Annotated in this window: 16 protein-coding genes and 1 tRNA gene; 9 read left to right on the plus strand and 8 right to left on the minus strand. The window is 66.6% G+C overall.

Annotation, left to right across the window (positions count from 1 at the left end):
- Positions 1 to 257 precede the first annotated feature (257 nt).
- Positions 258 to 3,929: an RNA-binding domain-containing protein gene (locus OG344_RS04925; RefSeq protein WP_405087161.1), complete on the plus strand. Its 3,672-nt coding sequence runs from the start codon at positions 258 to 260 to the stop codon at positions 3,927 to 3,929.
- Between the two features lie 139 nt (positions 3,930 to 4,068).
- Here the strand turns inward: OG344_RS04925 and OG344_RS04930 are convergent, their stop codons facing one another.
- Entirely contained in the window at positions 4,069 to 4,485 is a 417-nt protein-coding gene (locus OG344_RS04930; protein ID WP_405087162.1) for a hypothetical protein, read from the minus strand.
- A gap of 293 nt (positions 4,486 to 4,778) precedes the next feature.
- Here OG344_RS04930 and OG344_RS04935 point away from each other — a divergent pair.
- Positions 4,779 to 4,860 (plus strand) — tRNA-Arg (locus tag OG344_RS04935).
- Positions 4,861 to 5,094: 234 nt separating this feature from the next.
- On the opposite strand, the gene OG344_RS04940 is transcribed toward OG344_RS04935, so the two are convergent.
- On the minus strand, positions 5,095 to 5,982 hold the full coding sequence (locus OG344_RS04940) for a phosphotransferase (protein ID WP_405087163.1): 888 nt from the start codon (positions 5,980 to 5,982) through the stop codon (positions 5,095 to 5,097).
- 69 nt (positions 5,983 to 6,051) lie between these two features.
- Entirely contained in the window at positions 6,052 to 7,437 is a 1,386-nt protein-coding gene (locus tag OG344_RS04945) for a hypothetical protein (RefSeq protein ID WP_405087164.1), read from the minus strand.
- A 214-nt stretch (positions 7,438 to 7,651) separates the two neighbouring features.
- On the opposite strand from OG344_RS04945, the gene OG344_RS04950 reads away from it, so the two are divergent.
- Positions 7,652 to 8,254: an ATP-binding protein gene (locus OG344_RS04950; protein ID WP_405087165.1), complete on the plus strand. Its 603-nt coding sequence runs from the start codon at positions 7,652 to 7,654 to the stop codon at positions 8,252 to 8,254.
- Between the two features lie 291 nt (positions 8,255 to 8,545).
- Here the strand turns inward: OG344_RS04950 and OG344_RS04955 are convergent, their stop codons facing one another.
- Together OG344_RS04955 and OG344_RS04960 are read right to left on the minus strand one after the other, a co-directional pair.
- On the minus strand, positions 8,546 to 8,962 hold the full coding sequence (locus tag OG344_RS04955) for a hypothetical protein (protein WP_405087166.1): 417 nt from the start codon (positions 8,960 to 8,962) through the stop codon (positions 8,546 to 8,548).
- Between the two features lie 166 nt (positions 8,963 to 9,128).
- The gene (locus tag OG344_RS04960) at positions 9,129 to 10,460 is read right to left on the minus strand and encodes a hypothetical protein (RefSeq protein WP_405087167.1); all 1,332 of its coding nucleotides are present in this window, start codon (positions 10,458 to 10,460) and stop codon (positions 9,129 to 9,131) included.
- A gap of 166 nt (positions 10,461 to 10,626) precedes the next feature.
- Here OG344_RS04960 and OG344_RS04965 point away from each other — a divergent pair, with 166 nt between their 5' ends.
- Genes OG344_RS04965 through OG344_RS04985 form a run of 5 tightly spaced genes read left to right on the plus strand, consistent with a single transcriptional unit; the run spans position 10,627 to position 14,793 of the window.
- Positions 10,627 to 11,577 (plus strand): ABC transporter ATP-binding protein, encoded by a 951-nt coding sequence (locus OG344_RS04965; protein WP_405087168.1) that lies wholly within the window; start codon positions 10,627 to 10,629, stop codon positions 11,575 to 11,577.
- The gene (locus OG344_RS04970) at positions 11,570 to 12,322 is read left to right on the plus strand and encodes an ABC transporter permease (protein ID WP_405087169.1); all 753 of its coding nucleotides are present in this window, start codon (positions 11,570 to 11,572) and stop codon (positions 12,320 to 12,322) included. Before OG344_RS04965 ends, OG344_RS04970 begins: the two co-directional genes overlap by 8 nt.
- The gene (locus OG344_RS04975; RefSeq protein WP_405087170.1) at positions 12,319 to 13,077 is read left to right on the plus strand and encodes an ABC transporter permease; all 759 of its coding nucleotides are present in this window, start codon (positions 12,319 to 12,321) and stop codon (positions 13,075 to 13,077) included. The genes OG344_RS04970 and OG344_RS04975 overlap by 4 nt, the downstream gene beginning before the upstream one ends.
- Before the next feature lie 10 nt (positions 13,078 to 13,087).
- On the plus strand, positions 13,088 to 14,191 hold the full coding sequence (locus OG344_RS04980; RefSeq protein ID WP_405087171.1) for a sensor histidine kinase: 1,104 nt from the start codon (positions 13,088 to 13,090) through the stop codon (positions 14,189 to 14,191).
- On the plus strand, positions 14,188 to 14,793 hold the full coding sequence (locus OG344_RS04985; RefSeq protein ID WP_405087172.1) for a DNA-binding response regulator: 606 nt from the start codon (positions 14,188 to 14,190) through the stop codon (positions 14,791 to 14,793). The genes OG344_RS04980 and OG344_RS04985 overlap by 4 nt, the downstream gene beginning before the upstream one ends.
- An 85-nt stretch (positions 14,794 to 14,878) precedes the next feature.
- On the opposite strand, the gene OG344_RS04990 is transcribed toward OG344_RS04985, so the two are convergent.
- Complete coding sequence (locus tag OG344_RS04990) at positions 14,879 to 15,253, minus strand: DUF488 domain-containing protein (protein ID WP_405087173.1); 375 nt, start codon at positions 15,251 to 15,253, stop codon at positions 14,879 to 14,881.
- Between the two features lie 172 nt (positions 15,254 to 15,425).
- Here OG344_RS04990 and OG344_RS04995 point away from each other — a divergent pair, with 172 nt between their 5' ends.
- A complete protein-coding gene (locus OG344_RS04995) occupies positions 15,426 to 17,180 on the plus strand; it encodes a glycoside hydrolase family 15 protein (protein WP_405087174.1) in 1,755 nt (584 codons plus the stop codon).
- Positions 17,181 to 17,335: 155 nt separating this feature from the next.
- On the opposite strand, the gene OG344_RS05000 is transcribed toward OG344_RS04995, so the two are convergent.
- Positions 17,336 to 18,763: a non-reducing end alpha-L-arabinofuranosidase family hydrolase gene (locus OG344_RS05000; protein WP_405087175.1), complete on the minus strand. Its 1,428-nt coding sequence runs from the start codon at positions 18,761 to 18,763 to the stop codon at positions 17,336 to 17,338.
- Between the two features lie 364 nt (positions 18,764 to 19,127).
- On the minus strand, positions 19,128 to 19,754 hold the full coding sequence (locus tag OG344_RS05005) for a hypothetical protein (protein ID WP_405087176.1): 627 nt from the start codon (positions 19,752 to 19,754) through the stop codon (positions 19,128 to 19,130).
- Position 19,755 lies beyond the last annotated feature (1 nt).

The following is a 19,755-nucleotide window of genomic DNA, read 5'->3' on the forward strand; positions in this document are numbered from 1 at the left end:
GCGAGGCTGAGTGCTCACCGGCCGGTTGGCTACCAGGTTCGAGTCTGTCTGAAGCAGGCCCGTCAGCTCTCATTAGGTTCACTGGCTCGTGATCGGAATATCCGGGCAGAGCTGGTTGCAGTTCCATCTCTGCCATTCAGTCGAATCGGACAATACGTGCCTTTATGGCGCATTAGGTATACTTCGGTCGATTATCTTTCCCTCAATCCAGGCCCACTTCGTTGCCCGAGGTGCTATAAGAGCGGATGGGAGGAAATTTGCTCGCAGAGAAGCTGTCGATGTTGCTGCGCCGACCGGAAGGCGAGACTCTCGACTTCAAGCTTGAGGCCTACGACATAGCCACCGATTACGGTAAGGCCGCGCTGGTGAAGGACGTAGTCAGCATGGCCAACACGCCTCGGGAAGGCGATGCATGCATCGTGTTCGGGGTCAAAGAGCTCGGTAACGGCAAGGTTCAGCCTGTTGGAATGAGCCGGGTTCCGGATGATGCCACACTCCAGGAAATTGTGGCCTCTGCAGTCAATCCCGCTCCCAGGTTCCATTTTGAGCCAGTTGTTCATGAAGGTAAGGTATTTGGCATACTGACCATTATCGATGGTCGACATGGCCCTTTTATAACGAACAAGGAGTTCGGCAAGGAAGCGCTACGCAAAGGGGTCGTTTACTACCGCAGGGGGAGCAGAAACACTGAGGCAGATGCGGATGCTTTGCGACGCATCATCACATGGATGGAGGCCGGAAAGGTCGAACCTGTGCGCGGCCTCGAAGCCGAAATGGAGGCCTCGTGGGAACGTTTCCTTGATGAGGTCCACCACTTCAAATCCGACTATCGATATCTGCTGGTCGCGCCACCTCTCGATAAAGAGCGCATTCGCTCCCTGCAGGGCCTAGGTGTTCCATCGTGGCACGCCGTTCTTGATCTGGATCCGATGAGCGAGTGGCATGGTCTGCTAAGCGTCGTAGAGAAGAAGCTGGTCGGCTCTCGAAGCCTTTACCGCGTGACACCAGATGATCCAGATATGGTACTCGGCGGCCACAACACACTGCAGTGGATCTTCGCTAAAGGGCTGTCGAGCAATTCGATCACACTCCACTCGATGACGTACAAGCAATGGAACACTCGCTATTCACACGGCCTTCGTTCTCATCTCACGAGACTTACAGCCGCGCTGCGTCCTGCACCAGTCATTTGCGTCGTCCTGGGATATGATCCGGCGAACCTTCTCATCATCAATTCGATCCTTGATGCCGCATCTGGGACCCTGGGTGAGAGTCTGAAGTTGGTGGTCGCTACTGATGATATATCGGCCTATAGTCGACTCGCCGACCAATTCGAGGCGCCGCTGATTGCAATTCCCTTGGAGCAGCTTTGCATTGGCCTTGCCCAACTATCTCTCGCATCGGCTGAAAATCCTCCCAGTCGCATACTGCCGAGCGTCTCGGGTGCGCCCATCCCACTCGATCCAGTGGATGCTCCTTGGATCGAGGAGGAGCTGGAGGTGCTCTACCTGGATGCCGGATATGAGCCTGTCGGAGATGACAGGATGATGTTCCTCAAAGGCGAGGAGATCAGTTGGTACGCCCTGAGCAGGCGCGTGGACATCGACCGTAGCCGGGCGAGCAGGCTGCGTAGCATCGTCGAGCGCGAGCTGGACCGTGGCGGCCGGGCAACGCGGATCAACCTCTACCACACGGCCGGCGCGGGGGGCAGTACAGTAGCCCGACGCGTCGTCTGGGACCTGCACGAGCTCTACCCTTCCGCGACGTTGAAGGGCAATCCGTCCGTTCAGGCGATCAACAAGTGGGCCGAGGAGAACGCCGACCGGCTGATGCGGCTAGCGCATGCCGCACAAAGGCCTGTCCTGCTGCTCGCCGACAGCAGCCGAGTCCCAGAGCGCATGCTCGACGAGCTTTACGACACGCTTCGTAGCCGTCAGGTAAACGCGGTTATCTTGCAAGTTATGCGTCGCTTCGCGGTTACCCAGGAGGCAGAGCGTGTAGTGCAGCTACCTGCCTTCCTCACGGATGACGAGGCTGAGCGCTTCTTGGAGGTCTATACAGAAGCTCGACCAGAACGAAGTCGCGATCTGGAGTTGTTGTCAGCGAGCCGCAGCCGACGGGAAAGAGTTCCGTTCTACTTTGGCCTGACTGCTTTTGGCAAGGACTTTAGAGGTCTGGAGAATTACGTTGCCACACGGGTCAAAAAGATCGAGCAAACAGAGCAGGACATTCTGTGCTATATAGCGCTCGCTCACTACTACGGTCAGCAGGGAGTCTCGGCTCAGCTCTTTGCCGACCTCCTTGGGGTGCCGGCGTGGAAGCCAGTCGACTTTGCCAAGAAGCTGCAGGATCCTATGCTCGACCTGCTCGTGGAACAGGAGCCTGGTGTATGGCGCCCGGCTCACGCTTTGTTTTCTGAAGAAATTCTCCGTCACTTGCTTGGTGCCGACCTAACTAACAAGGAGGACTGGCAGACTCGATTGCCTGACAAAGCAATCGAATTCGCCCATCTCTGCCGAGAAGGCTCTTCGATCGTTGGCGACCGAGAGCTAGACCTGATACAACGCATATTCATTTACCGAGACAGTAGCGAGCTGCTAGGAACAGAGCGTGCGAGTTCAAGGTCCTTCGCGCAGATCATCGAGGACATCAAATTACCCAACGCAGCCGTGCGTGTTCTGCGAACGCTTGCGGATCTCTTTCCCGAAGAGCCCCACTTCCATGCCCATCTTGCACGCTATCAGGCGTTTCGGATGCGGGACTTGAAGGAGGCCAAGCGGAGTATCCTGAAGGCGCTCTCGCAGTCCGACCGTGATTCGGTGCTGTATCACATGAGCGGGATGATCCACCGGCAGGTGGTGTATGAGCTGCTGCGCGATCAGGTGAATTTGGAGAAAGTGGTCGAGGCCGCTCAGGAAGCGAGTGAGTCATTCGCCGAAGCCCGTCGGTTGCGCAGCGATAATGAGCACGGGTACATCAGCGAGGTACAGATGCTGCTCAGGCTAGCCGACTACGCGCGCCAGCGACAGGGGCAGCGGAGCGGTCCTATCTTAACCATCACTGGCTACAATCTGGTCGATAACGCATTGGAGCTGGTCGAAGACCTGCTCGCCCAAGTGCGCCAACTGCATCTAGGCGAGGAGCCGAGCCGGTATGAGCTCGACTGTCGGGCCAAGCTGGAAGCGCTTTATGGCAATCACGAGGAAGCCCTTCGGGCGTACCATGTCTTGCTGGAACGGCCCGGCGTCGACCATCCATCGATCCGACGGCAGCTCGTGTGGACATACTTGCGCAAGCAAGAACGCCGTTGGCACGATATCAAGCCGAAAGACATACGGCGCATTGAGCGCCTCCTGCGCGACAACTTGCGTGAAGGCGCTGGCGACGATCGCACGATGCGGTTGTGGATACAGGCCGCCCGATTCCTTTCCCCGCCGCCTGACATCGATGAGCTGATTGAGCAGATCAGTTTGTGGCGCAGCATCAATCCATCCCTGGAGGCGACGTACTACCTCTACGTAGTAAACACTCTGAAATACCTGGACTCCGACTCTCGGCTGGCACGGGAGGAAGCGGAGAGACTCAAGGAGGAGTGCCGTCATCGGGCCCAGTATCGCACGGACCGAACTAAGAGCATTGAATGGTTCGGCTCGGGATGTGGTGTCAGCCGTCTCGTACACCAGTCCCGGCTCGGCGTGTGGAACCCCGAGCGCCGGTTCTTCATGAACGCCGCTTGCCTAGAGCGGGTGGAGGGGCGTGTGACCAACTACTCCAGTCCTCAGGCGGGATGGATCGAGGTAGAAGGCCTGCAAGTGTTCTATGTCCCAGGCGTGGCAGGCCATCATCGACGCTCCCTCCATCAGCGGGTCTCATGCTATCTGGGTTTCGCTTATGAAGGGCTCCGCGCCTGGGAGGTTCAGGACCTGTGACTCGATACTTCCACGGCGAGCGTTCGCCAGCACGGTCGGCGCGATAGGGAGCGTCCGACCAACCGCTCCACCCGGAGCGAGTGCCACGCCATGCTGGCCTGGCAAGACCGGCCGCCCAGCCAAATAGAGCCCGGTCGCTTCACCGCTGGCCTGAGAGTAGCTTGCGGGCCTTGTCCAAGCGTGTAGCGAACCCTTCGTGGACGAAGCCAGGCGGGCAAAGTGTGGCGTATCGCTCAAGGATCGCCACTTCGGCGGCATAGTCCTTCTTCCGGCGGTAGATGATCGCCGCGCGCTCGTAGTATCCAGGCATAGGGGAGTCTCCAAGTATCCGGGCCTGCGCTTCGACCGCGGGGAAGATCCGTGCGAGCAGGGCTAGTGCGTCATCATCTCGTTTCTGCGTTCGGTACTGATCGAGGAGAGGAATCAACTCGGTGTAGTGGCTCCCGTCTACGAGAGAGGCGGCATCGGCGGCTCGGCGGCGCTGAATGTTGGCCTCGGCGCGAGCCACCATCTGCTCTTCCTCGCGCGTTAGCTGCGCGTATGGGTCGATCTTCATGTGTATACGGGTACGCGGAGCCGAAGCAGACCGTCGTGACCCTGGCGCAGAGCGACCTGAGAACCAATCGCTGAACCAACCCATTGGGTTTCCTCTCGAGGGCATATCGAAGCGCGAAGGGTGATCTTTTGCATCGTCTTCTTATACTTCTTTGCCGATTGACTGTTACAAGCGAGGGCTACGAGATCGCTCAGAGAACAGCCCAATGGCACATTGGGAGACGGGGTACCGATCGCGACGCGGGATAGGTGCGGGATGATCATGTACCTGACGAGACTCCAGCGGAACATTTCGCCAGCTCAGAGTAGGTGCTCAGGCAACTCGGGCCGCGCTCTCCTAAAGCGGGTGCCGCAGGTTCGAATCCTGCCGGGGGCACTCACCAAATCTTCGGCACAGGCGCCTGTCTCCGGCAGGCGCCTGTTTCGTTTCCGGGACGTTCTTCTGCCACCGCGGCGACTCCGATCGTTTCGACCACCGCCTCTCGTGCCCGAGCCCGGCTCCCCCCTGTCCTTCACGGGAGCCGGACCTGATGTGCGTCAGCGGCGAGTGACTGACCAGACGAACAGCGTGAATGGGGCCGCCGCAGCGGCTGCGGCGGCCCTCACCGGTTCAGAGGGCGTGCCACCTGCGCGTGCTGTCTCCTGTCATGAGGGAGGACAGCCGGTTGAAGAGTTCAGCGCGGGCGGCGGGGTTGTGTTCGGCGCCGCGGATGAAGGCGCTGAGGCTGCGAACCTCACGGATCTGTGCCAGCAGGTTCAGGTCGCCGTCCTCCACTGGGTCGGTTCCGTAGGCCGTACAGAAGTCGTGCCATAAGGAATGCGGATAGCCGAAGCGGCGGGGGCGCAGGTAGATGGGCATGAAGTCGTATGCGGGCGGGCCGACGCCGACGGAGTCCCAGTCGATGAGCACCCAGCCGCCTTCGTGATGAGGGAGCAGGTTGTTGGTGTGGGCGTCGCCGTGCACGATTCCCCACGGCAGCGTAGCCGCGAGCCGAGCGAAACCCTCCTCCAACTCCACGCAACGCCCGACCAGCCAGTCCCGCTCGCTCTCCGACAGGACGGTGGACGCCCTCGCCTCGGCTGCGGTGCTCCCCACCGGGCGAATAGAGGGAAGCGGCAATGGAGGCAGCGGATGACGGTGCAGCACGCGCAGCAGGCCGGCGAGGTGGGTGATGTCGGCCGACCGTCCGTCGAGGGGCGGCAGGTACTCCCAGAAGGTCACCAAGTGGGCGCCGACGACCACGGGCTGGGTCACGTCGAGCGGCCTAAGCGTGGGAAAGCCCTGCTCGGCGAGCCAGGCGGCGGTCTGAACGGCGATGCGCATGCGTTCCAGTGCCGAGGCGTTGCGAACGCGGGCAACGGCGTTCTCCCGGGGCAAGTGGTAGATCGCATTGGCGTGAACGCGCAGCAGCCGAGCACCATCACAATCGAGCCCGACCTGTCGACAGGCGTTCACCAGGGCTGTCCTGTAGGGGGCGTCGACCGGCTGCGTACTCATCGTGCGAGTTGGCGCTCCCCGTGTTGCCCGGCTCACCAGACGGCACCTTGTCGTCTGATCCCCGGAGCTCTACGCAACTCCGGCCAATTCATCATGCACGCGTTCATTGAACGCGACAACGCGAGGCTCCTTGGCCGGTAGCGATCGGCGGAAGCTCCGAAACCGGCTTCGGACCCGGGCGGAGGCGATGGTTCCAGCAGTGGGCAGAGCCTGCTCTGCGACGGCCAAGGCGGCGTCGAGGTCGCCCGTCCTGAGATGGGCTGTAGCCAGGTTGAGCTGGCAGAACAGCCTGTCGCGAGCGCGGTCGCTGCTCTTGCCAGTGAGTGCTGCGTCGAGGTGGGGCAGCGCGGCGGTGGTGTCGCCGATCACCACGAGCGAGTGCGCTACCTCCGCCGCGAGTTCGGGCGGGTCGAAGTAGCCGATCCAGGCAGGCTCACCGCCGGGATCGCCGGCGTCGAGTACACGTTCGGCGGCGAGGAGGGCCTGGCGGCAGGCCGTGGCAGCGTGGGTGTCACCTTTCTCGTACAGCCGAGCGCACGCGCGAGCCTCTGCGGCGTAGGCGAGTGCGCGTACGGCCGGCGTCGTGGCGGACAGGGCGATGTCGTCGTGGGCGGCACGAGCGAGGTAGAGGGCTTCATCGGCGTGGTCGCGGTTGAGCGCCTGCTGGCTGAGCCGTACCAGCACGAACGCGTCGAAGCCGCGCGACTCCACGCCGGACGCCTTTGCCAGGCGCAATGCCTGGATGTAGTAGCGCTGGGCCAGGCCGTGCCGTTCGAGGTCGTAGGCCATCCATCCGGCCAGTTGCAGCATCTCGGCCGCTACAGCGAACAGGCTGCGGCCCACGGCATCGGTGTAGCTACCGCGCAGCAGAGGAGCAACGTGATCGTGCAGGTAGGTCGTCACCGCGCTGCGTACCAGTCCGCCGCCTCGGGCGTGGTCGAGCCCGGAGAACCATACGCACGTCTCTCGGATCTGGGCGACCTGGCGGTGCGTCACATCCCGGCTTTCCGTCTGCCTGCCGGTTACCGAGTCGACCAGACCGTACCGCCAGCCGGTGATGGCCTCGGAAACAGCGGGAGGGGCGAAGTCCAACGCGGCCAAGGCCCGGGCGCGTGCATGGTCCACCTCGCATGCCAGCAGCTGGGCGACGCATTCGACGGTGACGGGCAGGGATCGCTCGTACCGCAGAGCGAGATCGGAGACCGCCGGGGCGAAGGCCACCGGCCACACGTCGTTCAGCGTGAGCGGCTGACCGAGGCGAGCGGCGAGCACGGCCACGATGACGCGGCCCACCGCCAGGTCCGGCACGGTCGTCCCGGACAGGTAGCGCCCGATGCTCACCCGGCTCACGCTCACCCCGGATTCGCGGGCGAGCGGATGGGAGTTGACCGCCGCGGCGAAACTTTCGTGCTTGCCGAAGCCGGCCTCTGCGTACAGGCGCGCGAGTCCGATCATTTCGTCCTTCCCTTCGTCAGGAGGAGGACAACGGGGCCAGCAGGATAACCGGCTGCAATCGCCCCATCACTGTCATGTTCACCGATGAACATGGCGAACTTTCCGAACGCGCATCAGGCGTGAAATGCCTGGCCAGAGCCCTGGACATGAGATTTCCTTGGGCCTCGGCAACCGAGCGGGAGTGCGGTTGGCCCTTCATTCCGAGGAGACAGCAATGACCCCTGGCTGGTGCCAGCGCGCCTTTCGCGGCGAGGCGCGCCAACTCCAGGAGGTACGCCGGTATGTCGGCGGCCTGCTGACCGGCTGCCCGGACCGCGACGCCGTCATCACCTGCGTGGCCGAGCTGGCCTCGAACGCCATCATGCACACCCGCTCCGGAAACGGCGGCACCTTCGTTGTCCACGTGCAGCGCAGCACCAACGCACTACGCATCGCCGTCGTGGACGCAGGAGCCCCGACCCAGCCGGCCATCCGGGCCGCCCAGGACGAGAACCTCCTCGAAGGCGGCCGTGGACTTGTGATCGTGGCGGCCCTGAGCGAGCAGATGGGTGTCGACGGGGCTGCGCGAGGCCGCACCGTGTGGGCCGAGTTCCGCTGGCCAGAGGAACAGTCCGTCGCCCAGACGTCGCCAGAGGCCGAGCCAGCCCGCGCCCTCGTTGAGCTGGGCACCCAGTTCGACACCTGGGTCTGCTGGTTCGGCGACCAGACACGTCAGTGGTGGGCCATGCCCCGGATGCCCAAGCCGCTTCTCATTTCGGCTTCGTCTGCTCACGACCTTGCACACCGAATCGCCGCCTCAGAGCAAAGCGGCGCATAGGCCGCCGCGTGGCCGGAGAATCGTCCGCCCCCGGGACGTGCCCCTGACTCCGGCCACGCGGTTCACTTATACGTGGCGACGCTTTCCCCATTGCTGGAGCATGACCTCGCGTCGGCGTGGCCCTGATCTCCGACGTCTCCTGGGGGCTGTTCGCGGGGAGCGCGCGGACCTGGCTGGGAAAGACGGCGCAGCGCCTGCAGATCATGGGCGGGGTCTCGGGCACCCATGATCGGTGTGGGTGCCCAGCTGGCGCTCAGCGGTAAGGATTGATCGGGTTCCTCGCGGCCCTTCTCACGCTGTGACCTCGATCTCCATTGACAGGCACCAGGTGAGGTCCTCAGTATCGCCTTTGGTCAGCCACTCGCGGACCATGGCCTGGAACGTCTCCAGGTCGTCGTTCCAACTCGGGATTTCGATCCGGAAGGCGGAGACCTTCAGGTTCTCTCCGCGGTACCTGATGATGAGAGAACGGTCATCCCACCGGATCACCTCCGATCGTATGTCAGAGGACCCGCGGACTCGCAGCATGCCGCCGAGCCCCAGGACGAACCGCCGACCATCGAGCAGTTCGACCATCACATCCGCGTCCTTCCCATGACCGAACAGAACGATCTCCGAAAGGCGTTCTCCTGCCAGCGGCAGATCCATCCAGGTCGGGTCCGGATTCTCGCGTATGGCCTGACGAATGGTGCGGACGTAGCTGGTCACGGTCGGATCGTATCCGTGCTGTCACTCTTCGTCTCTGGAGTTGTGTTTCAGCTTTCCACTACGTCGTAGGCGGCGATCACGTGCCACTCACCCGTGACCGCGGATGCCTGGGCAATACGAAGTTCTCCCGCTTTGTCGCTGTTCCGCAGCATGCCCCGGGTGGCGGTCAGTTCGGGCAGGCGTCGTGGCAGCCGCCGAAGCGCCCGATGTCCGGGCGGGTGAAGCGGGTCTCCCGGGTCCCCCGCGTCGCCTCGGTCATCGCCTGCTTCCAGATCAGGCCAGGAACCGACGTACCGCCCACCTGTCGATAGCGGTGGCCGCCCATGGTGACGTCGACCAGGGGGTACCGGTAAGCGCCGCGAGGGTCGCCGAGGCTGACGGCCGCGGCCAGATCAGGGGTGTAACCGGCGTACCAGGCGGAGCGGTGCGCGTCGCCCTCGCCGGGCATGCCCGCCGCCTCGCGGCCGATGCCCTTGAGCGTGCTCTTCGCCAGGACATCCGACAGCACCCCGGTGACCGCGTCGGCGACCGCCGGGTCCAGGACCTGTCGGCAGCGCGGCGGGAAGGAGCGCGTGGTGCCCGAGCCGTCACCAATCTCCGTGATCACCATAGGCTCGCAGAAGCGGCCACGGGCGGCGAGGCTGGCGTAGGAGTTGGCCACCGAGACAGGATCGGCCTCGGTGGGACCCAGCGTGAACGTCTCTATCTCCCGGAGCGGTTTTCCGTCGGCGCTCCTGAGCCCGAGCCCCTCGGCCATCCTGACGGTCTCGCACAGGCCGACCTTCTCCTGCAAGCGCATGTAGAAGGTGTTCACCGCGCCGCGCGTGCCCGACCGCAGGGTGACGAACCGTTTCCCGCCCTTCTCCCGATTGTGGATGACGACAGTCGGTTCGGCGGCGTCCTGGCCCGCGCAGTTCCTGAACATCGTGGAACCCTGGGCCTGGTACTCGTCCGAGACGGCGAAGCCGTCGCCGTACCGCATGCCGGCGGCGAGCGCCGTGGCAAGGGTGTAGGGCATCGAAGTCGTGCCCTGCTGGAAGGCAGGCCTGTCGCCGGCGTCATGGCTGGCGGCCATGGCCCTGATGGCGCCTTCGCCCGGCACGATCATCACCTGCGTGGCGAGCTGTGGGTCGTCGCGATCGACGTACGCGTCGACGGCCTGCTGGGCCGCCCGCTGGAGCCGCTGGTCGATCGTCGTACGGATCGTCAGGCCGTCGTGGGTGAGCAGCCGCGGGTCCTCGGCGAGAAGCCGCTCGCTGACGTACCGGCAGAGGTAGGGGTACGCGCTGCCCGCGCAGTCGCCGGAGAACTCCTCGATGACAGCGCCCTCGGCAGTAAGCAGCACGCTCTTCCGAGTCACGGGTGAGGCCGCCGCCGTGACGCTGGAGTCTGAGGCGACGGGCTCCCGGCCACTGTCCTCCGAGCTTCGCAACAACAGGAGGACCGCGGCGAACGCGCTCACCGCGGCGACGCACAGGAAAACCAGGAATGCCTTCATCGTTGCCCTTCCGCGCGCCTCACCCGACGTACGGATCATCGGGGAATGGCACCGCTCGGACAACCGGGAATGACGACGGCGGCCTTCCGAACGGCGCACTCGGCATGGGCGCGAAGTTGTGAATTGCTCACTGTTTCCGCCGCCGCCCCTGGCCAAGGATCGAGGCGTGGCAGCGATTCAGGTGAACCACCTCAGCAAGAGCTATGGCAGTTTCCAGGCGGTCAACGACATCTCGTTCGAGGTCGAGGCGGGCACGGTCTTCGCCTTGCTCGGCCGCAACGGCGCGGGCAAGACCACGACGATCGAGCTGCTCACCGGGTTCCAGAAGCCGGACGCCGGTTCGGTCAGAGTGCTGGGCCTCGACCCGATCAGGGACCGCGCCCAGGTGCGCGGCAACGCCGGCATCATGCTGCAGGAGGCCGGATTCTTCCCCGACCTGACGGCCGGGCAGACGGTCGAGATCTGGCGTGACTTTACCCCCGCGGCGCGCCCCGCGAGCGAGGCGCTGGAGTTGGCGGGCCTGACGGCGAAGGCGAAGACGAAGGTGCGGCAGTTGTCCGGCGGCGAGAAACGCCGCCTGGACCTGGCGCTGGCCCTGCTGGGCCGGCCCGACGTGCTGTTCCTGGACGAGCCGACGACCGGCATGGACCCCGAGGCCCGCCGCAACATCTGGGAGGTCGTCCGCGACCTCGCCGCCCGGGGCACGACCGTGCTGCTGACCACCCACTATCTGGAGGAGGCCCAGCAACTGGCGACGAACCTGGCCATCATGGACCGGGGTCAGATCGTCGTCGGCGGCGACATGGCCGAGACGCTGGCCGCGCGGGTGGGGCGGGTCTCGTTCGAGCTGCCGTCCGTGGTCCAGCCCGGGGAGCTGCCGCTGCCCGCGACCGTACGGGGCAAGCTGGCCATCGTCCAGGCCGCCGATCCCGACCTGGCCGCCCAGACGCTGCTGGGCTGGGCGAGCGAACGCGGCCTGCGCCTGCGCGGCCTGGAGGTCCGCACGGCCTCACTGGAAGACCTGTTCCTGGAACTGGCCCAAAACGGCGAAATGGCCCAGAACGGCACAACCGACCGAGGCGACCGCCCGGCCCGGAGTGGTGACGTCCGTGCGTGAGGTGCTGGCCGTGGCGCGGCTGGGCGGGCGGCTGTTCTGGCGCGACGGGCGGGCGGTCGGCGGCGTCGCGGTGCTCGGCGTCTGCCTGGGCGCGGGCCTGCCGTTGCTGATCGCCGCCGCGCTCAAAAACCGCGACGCGGAGGTGGTGCTCGGCATGCATCTCGGCCTGCTCGCCACGCTCCTGACCATCGTCGCGACCACCCAGACGGCCGTGACGCTGTCGGCCAGGCGGGAGCTGCTGGTTCTCAAGCGGCTACGCGCCTCGGGCCTGCGGGGGCGGGCCATCGTCGGCGGCGAGCTGGTCAACATCGTGACGCAGGCCGCTCTCCTGTCGGCCCTCGTCTCCATGATCCTCTACACCTTCACCTACCTGCCGCCACCCGAGCTTCCGCTGCTGTTCGCGGCGTGCGTCGTCGCGGTGGCCGGGGTGCTGGCGCTGATCGGCGTCGTCTTCTCCATCGTGACCCGCCGCCCCGACCTGAACGCCCCCGCCACGATCCCGTTCATGCTGGCCGGCGCGCTCGGGGCCGGAGCGTACGGACCGTTCGTCACCGGCCTCCTCCCCGGCTGGGTCCGGTGGGCACTCGACCTGCTGCCGACCGGGGCGATGGTCGAGATCGCCGGGCTCGCCTACAGGGGCGGCGAGCCCGCGACGCTGACCGGGCCCGTCCTGAACCTGACCGTCTGGGCCCTCCTCGCCCTGGTCGCCGTCCGCTTCCTCTTCCGATGGGACCCACGCCGATGAGCCTCACGGCCACCTACAAGCTGAGCGCCCGGCTGTTCTGGCGCGACAAGGGCATGCTGCCCGCCTCCGTGATCACCCCGCTGGGCCTCGCGATCGGGATGCCGACGCTGATGCGCAACGTCACGGCCGGCGGCGTCACGGCCGCGGCGCAGATGTTCGTGGGGACGCTCGCGCTCATCCTGTCGGGGGCCGCGTTCCTGAACATCACCGTCGCCCTGACCATGCGCCGCGACCAGCTCCTGCTCAAACGGCTGCGCGCCACCCGGCTCACCGACCGGCAGATCCTCCTCGGCGAGGTCGCGAGCACCGTCACGCAGACGGTCATCCTCATGATCGTGTCAGCCGTGGCCGTACACCTCCTGGCCGACGTGCCGCTGCCGCGTAATCCGGTGCTGTTCGTGGTGTTCGCGGTCGCGGGTGCGGCGGTGATGGCGACGCTGGGGGTGGCGTGGACGGCCGCGATCCCGCGCGGGGAGCTCGCGGCGCCCATGACGCTGCCGTTCTTCTTCCTGGCCGGCCTCGCGTCCGGGGCGATGGGCCCGATCGTGGACCTGCTGCCCTCCTGGCTGCACCCGCTCTTCGCCGCCCTGCCCACCAGCGCGGTGGTGGACGCGGTCCGCGCCTCCTACCGGCCGGGTACGCTCGGCTCCGACCTGGCGGCGGCGGCCGTACCGGCTCTGGTTCTGGCGGTGTGGGCGGGGGTCGCGCTGCTCTCGATCAGGAGGTGGTTCCGCTGGGACACCAGGAAGTCATAATGGGCCGACCATGAACTCCACCTCCGCGCGGCGGCTCGGAATCGCGCTGATCGTCCTGGTCTCCGTCGGCTACACGATCATCCCTCTCGTGGCCTCCCTCGCGACCGCCCCCGGGTCGATCAACGCCCGGCTGCTCGCGGTGCTGACCGCGTTCTACCTGCCGCACTTCCTGCACGTACGGCAGGCGTTCGCGGGCACCCGATCCCGATGGCTGCCCGCGACGCTGGCGGTGCAGGTGGTCGCCACCTACCTGCCGGAGGTCCTCGGGTTCACCGGCTGGTCGGCCGGGACCGCGCCGCTGCTGGCCGGGCCGGTGCTCCTGCTGCTTCCGCTGCGCTGGGGCGGCGTCCTGGTGACGACGATGGCGGCGGCGCAGTTCTGGTGGCTTCAGAGCATCTTCCACAACGTGACCAGCTCGTACTTCTACGCCCTCACCATCGTCATCACCGGCGCCATGATCTACGTCGTCGTACGGCTGGTCCGGGTCACCGCCGAGCTGGAGCAGGCGCGGGCCGACCTGGCGGAGGCGGCGGTGCTGAAGGAGCGGTTGCGGATCTCCCGCGACCTGCACGACGGGCTGGGCCACAGCCTCACCTCGATCGTGCTGAAAGGCGACCTGGCCGCCCGGCTCATGGACCGCGATCTGCCGGCCGCGAGGACCGAGGTCGGCGCGCTGGTCCAGGTGGCGAGGGAGGCCGCGCAGGAGGTGCGTCAGGTGGCTCGCGGCTACCGGCGGATGACGCTCACCGACGAGGTGCACCGGGCCGCGGCCCTGCTGGAATCATCCGGGATCGGCTGCCAGGTCAACCTCGCCGAGATCACCCCGTCCCGCGAGCAGGACGAGGCGCTCGCCTGGGCCGTACGCGAGGGCGTCACGAACATCCTGCGCCACAGCCGCGCCACCACCTGTTCGATCACCACCTCGAACCGCGCGGGACGCATCCACCTGGAGATCGTCAACAACGGCCTCTCCCCTGATGACGCGCGGACCGCCGGGCCTTCCGGCGGCGGGCTGGTCGGGCTGGTGGAGCGGGCCGCGCAGATTGGCGGCACGGTCGAGGCCGGGGCCACGTCCGAGGGCGGATTCCGGCTGACGATGGAGGTGCCGACGTGATCCGCGTCCTCCTCGCCGAGGACATGCACATGATCCGGGCCGCGCTCACCGCCCTGCTGCGCCTGGAGCCCGACCTGGATGTGGTGGCCGAGGTGACGCGCGGGGACGAGATCGTCCCCGCCGCGCTGCGGGTGCGGCCGGACGTCGCGATCGTCGACATCGACCTGCCCGTGCTGGACGGCATCACCGCCGCCGCGCGGCTGCGGGAGGTGCTCCCCTCCTGCCGCGTCCTGGTGCTGACCGCGCTGGGCCGGCCGGGTCAGGTACGGCGGGCCCTGTCGGCGGGCATCGAGGCGTTCCTGGTCAAGGACGCCCCCGGCGACCGCCTGGCCGACGCGATCAGGCGTACGGCGGCCGGGCTGCGGGTGCTGGACGCGGAGCTGGTGGCCTCGGCGATGGAGTACGGGGAGAGCCCTCTCACCCCACGCGAGGCCACGGTCCTGCGCGAAGCCGCCCGAGGTGCCTCCGCCGAGGAGATCGCCGCCCGGCTGCACCTGTCGGTGGGCACCGTACGCAACTATCTCACCGGCGCGATCACCAAGACCGGCGCCCGCAACAAGATCGATGCCGTCCGCATCGCCGAGGACGCGGGCTGGCTGTGACCCCCGGTGACGGCACCGCACAATGCCCAGCCATACCGACCGCGCCCCCACAAGCACACCCACATCAGAGCTTCCACCGAAGGAATCAAGCCTCAGATTTCCCGGCGCTGGTCAGCCACTCGGCGAGGACGGCGGCCTGGCTGTGCTCGACGTCGCGGGTGGCGGTCAGCAGCGTCAGCCTGTCGTGGCCGGCGATGTCCCGCAGATGGTCCACGGCCTGCCGCCGCGCGGGCTCGCGCAGTTCGGTGCGGTAGCGCCGGCGGAACTCGGCGAACCGGCCGGGCTCGTGGCCGTACCAGCGGCGCAGTTCGGTGGAGGGGGCGACGTCCCGCAGCCACTCGTCGAGATGCGCGTCCGCCCTGCGCATCCCCCGTGGCCAGACGCGGTCGACGAGCACCCGCCTGCCGTCCTCGGGAGAGGACTCCTCGTAGATCCTGCGATACGTGACGTCCTTGGTCATGGCAGTGCTCCCCGACTGGCTGCACCCATTCACCAGTTGACGTCGCACTGGGACCGGCACGCAACCAGGCCGCGGACCAGTACTGTTCACGAATCCATGGCGTCCGGTGGCCCGGGCCCTCACATGGGGACACGCCCGGACAACGCGCCGCCCCGCGAGTAGCGTGGTCCACATGCGGATCGAGGACTACGCCCTCATCGGGGACACGCAGTCTGCCGCCCTCGTCGGTCGAGACGGATCGATCGACTGGCTCTGCCTTCCCCGGTTCGACTCCCCCGCATGCTTCGCCAAGCTCCTCGGTGACGAGTCCAACGGGTTCTGGCGGCTCGCCCCCGCCGGGCACGAGATGGCCACGCGGCGCGCGTACATCGACGACACGCTGATCCTCGAGACGATCTGGGAGACCTCCACGGGGACCGTCAAGGTCATCGACTTCATGCCTCCCCGGCACGCCAACCCCGCCCTGGTCCGGATCGTGGAGGGCATGTCCGGGACGGTGGACATGACCACGGAGATCAGCATCCGGTTCGACTACGGCAGCGTCGTCCCCTGGGACCGCCGCCTGGGCGGCCGCCTCCACGCCATCGGCGGGCCCGACTCGGTCTGGATCGACACTGCCGTCAACCTCAGGGGCAGCGGCGGCCGGCACACCGGCGTCTTCACGGTCGGCGCGGGGCAACGCCGGTCGTTCGTGTTCACGTGGCACCCCTCGCACCAGCCGGAACCCGGCATCATCGATCCCGGCGAGCAGTTCACCGAGACCAGCCGGTTCTGGACGGGGTGGGCCTCCCGCTGCTGGCTCCCGGGCCGCTGCCGCGCCACCGTGATCCGCTCCCTCATCACGCTCAAGGCGCTCACCTACAGCCCGACCGGCGGCGTCGTGGCGGCTCCCACCACTTCACTGCCCGAGCATCTCGGCGGGGTGCGCAACTGGGACTACCGATACTGCTGGCTGCGCGACGCCGCGATGACACTCGACGCCCTGACCGAGTCCGGATACGTCGCCGAGGCGGGCGCCTGGCTCGACTGGCTGCTCCGCGCCGTCGCGGGCCGCCCGGAGGACCTCCAGATCATGTACGGCGTGGCAGGCGAAAGGCGCCTGCCCGAGCAGACGCTCGACTGGCTTCCCGGGTTCGAGGGCTCCCGGCCGGTGCGGATCGGCAACGGCGCGGCCGGCCAGCTTCAGCTCGACGTCTACGGCGAGGTGCTCAACTGCCTCTACCGGGCCCGCAAGCTGGGGATGCCGCCCCACGACTACGCCTGGACCATCGTCAGCCGGCTGATGGACTTCCTGGAGCGCAGCTGGACCCAGCCCGACGAGGGCCTGTGGGAGGTGCGCGGCCCGCGGCGGCACTTCGTCCACTCCAAGGTCATGGCGTGGGTGGCGGTCGACCGTCAGGTACGCGCGATCGAGGAGCTCGGCCACACCGGTCCCCTCCGGCGCTGGCGGGCCATGCGGGCCCGGATCCACGCCGAGGTCTGCGACAGGGGCTTCGACCGTGAACGCGGCACGTTCACCCAGTCGTACGGCTCTCGCGAACTCGACGCGGCGCTGCTTCTCATCCCGATCGTCGGCTTTCTGCCTCCCGAGGACCCCCGGGTCATCGGCACGATCGACGCGATCCAACGCGAGCTGATGACCGACTGCTTCGTGCTGCGCTATCCGATCTCCGAGAGCAACGACGTCGACGGCCTGCCCGGAGCCGAGGGCGCCTTCCTCGCCTGCAGCTTCTGGCTGGCCGAGGCGCTCGACCTCATCGGCCGCAAGGACGAGGCCAGAGACCTGTTCGCGCGGCTACTGACTCTCAGCAACGACGTCGGCCTGCTCCCCGAGGAGTACGACCCCGTCCAGGGGCGCCATCTGGGCAACTTCCCGCAGGCCTTCACCCACCTCCACCTGATCCACACGGCCCTCGCGCTCTGCTGACGCCGCTCGCTCGGGCAGCGGATGATTCGGGGCCTGACATGGCTGGGGCGGGCCCGGCGTTGTGCCGAACCCGCCCGTTCAGGTCCACCCGGTCCTGGCGTTCAGCCGTCAGGACGTACGGGCGGGACCTGTGTCATGCCTTACCTGTGTCATGCCTAGCGCTGCAGGGTCAGGACGCCCGGGCGGTAGGGCAGGAGACCGTAGTCGCCGCCGGAGCTGGGGCTGCGGCCCTGGTAGAGCAGCTGCAGGTTGCAGGGGTCGACGGTCTTGGTCTGGTCGGGGTTGCTGCGGACCAGGTCACCGTGGCTGATGTCGTTGGTCCAGGTGGCGCCGCTGTTGGCCTTGCCGGCGAACGGGTTGCTCTCGCTGGCGGCGTTCGGCGTCCACGAACCGCTCAGGCTGTCGGCCGTGAACGAGCGGAAGTAGCGGCCCTGCGAACCGATCGCCTCGACGAGCATGAGGTACTTGTTCTGGTTCTGCAGCTTGTAGACCTCGACGCCCTCGAACAGGTTGTTGGTCGAGTCGCTCATGATCTGGGTGTAGTTCGAGCCGAAGTTGCCCGGGAAGTTCCCGATGGGCATGCTCGACCGGTAGATCTTGCCGTTGTCCCCGGCGAAGAACAGGTACATGTTCTGGCCGTCACCGATGATCGTCTGGTCGATCGGGCCGGTGCCGGAGCCGGAGATGCTCGCGGTGGACAGGGTCTGCTGCGACGACCAGCCGTTGGGGTTGCTGGGGTCGCTGGAGGTGCGGTAGGAGAAGGCGGTCCCGCCCCACTGGTAGGTGAGCACCCAGATGTTCTTCGGCGCGAAGTAGAACAGCGTCGGCGCGACAGCGGAGAAGTTCATCCCGTTCTGACTGGCCGAGGCCATGTCCGACCAGTTCGTGAACAGGCCGAAGTTCATGGAACCCCAGCTCGACCCGTTGTCGTGGGTCGTCGCGTAGACGAGGTGCTTGCCGTTGTAGACGACGTTGGTGAAGTCCTTGAGCGAGGCCCAGCCCGACTTCGGATTCGCCAGCGAGCCCGTCGAGGTCCAGCGGTAGGACGACGGCAGGTTGCACGTGCCGCCGGTCGGCGTCACCGTCGGGGTCGGCGACGGAGACTGGCTCGGGCCGCCTCCGGAGGTGCTCCACTTCTGGTTGGTCCCGCCGTGGCAGGTCCACAGGTAGACGGCGGACCCGTTGGCCGTGCCGTAGTTGCTCACGTCCAGGCACAGACCCGACTGCACGCCCGTGACCGACCCGTCGGCGTTCAGGCGCCACTTCTGGTTGGCCTGGCCGTTACAGGTATAGATGACCACCTTGGTGCCGTTCGCGGTGCCCTGACCGTAGGCGTCCACGCACCGCGTGCCGTTGAACGTCCGCAGCTCACCCGCCGAGTTGAAATCGAACGCCTGGTTGGCCTGGCCGTTGCAGTCCCAGATCTGCAGACCCGTGCCCACCGCGTCGGTGTTACCCGCCACGTCGAGGCATCGGCCTGACCCGGCGCCCACCAGCGGAGCCGCCGCCGCCGACGCGGGCGCCGCCGATACCAGCGCCGCGGCCAGCACCGTCACCAGCGCGGCGGACACACGCGCCGCCACGGTGACATGGGAACGCCACCGGCCGGCAGCCGAACGGATGGGGGGTGAATGCATGGTCTACTCCTGAGGGTGGGTCGAGGCGGAGGCCTGGGTCGTACGGGAGAGCTTTGTTAGCGCTAACATTTTCTATGGCACGAGAGGTCGCGTCCACAGGCGTCAAAGTCGGTGGTAATGGCGGAGCCAACTAGGACACACCGGGTGGCGTCAAGAGGCCGGTCGCACCTTCCGGCGGCGCTTCGGCCTTCTGGAGCGCATCTAACTGGCGTTACCGCCCCGGCCCGCACAGGACGCGCGACAACCTCGTGATGAAACTTTCACACGCGCGCCACGCCGGTGGAGGTCTGCCCCGAAGACCAAGGCTTGGTCAGGCGTAGAGGTCGTCAAGGGTGACCAGGCGCACGTCGCCCCCTGGTCCGGCGCCGAGTTCCGCCGTGAATCCGGCGCCCGAATAACATGTGAGCACCGTGTCGCGCGTGTCGTACCCCTTGGCGGTGAGCAGATCGCGCGCACGACGGAGCCGGGCCACATGCTCGGCCCCCATGACCCGGTCCCACTTGACCTCGCCCAGCGACAGAACACGTCGCGGGCGTCCATGATCCACGGGCGCCAGCACGGCGACATCGACCTCGATCCGCGTGCGGTTGGCGGGATCCGGCACGACTCCGCTCCCCACCTCACCGGCTGCGCCATCGGCGTCCAGGGCGTACTCGCGGCAGAGCACCTCGACGTGGGGGCCGACGACCTGCGACAGGAAGCGCGCCCCGCTGCCCCGCCACACCGTCGCCGCGTCCCCGCGCTCCAGCCGCGCCCACTCCCTGACCATGATCGCCTGATAGAACGTGATCGCCAGGGCCTGCAGAAGGTAGCTCTTCCCCTGGCGGCGGCGGCCGCTCACCACGCCGAGCCGGGCTCCCGGGCTCGCATCAGAAGCGAACGAGACCAGGCCCGCCCACTCTCGCTCCCGGTCGAACACATGCTGAGGCTTGCGCACA

Origin of the sequence: Microbispora sp. NBC_01389 (assembly GCF_045040095.1) — a bacterium.
Taxonomy (GTDB): Bacteria; Actinomycetota; Actinomycetes; order Streptosporangiales; family Streptosporangiaceae; genus Microbispora.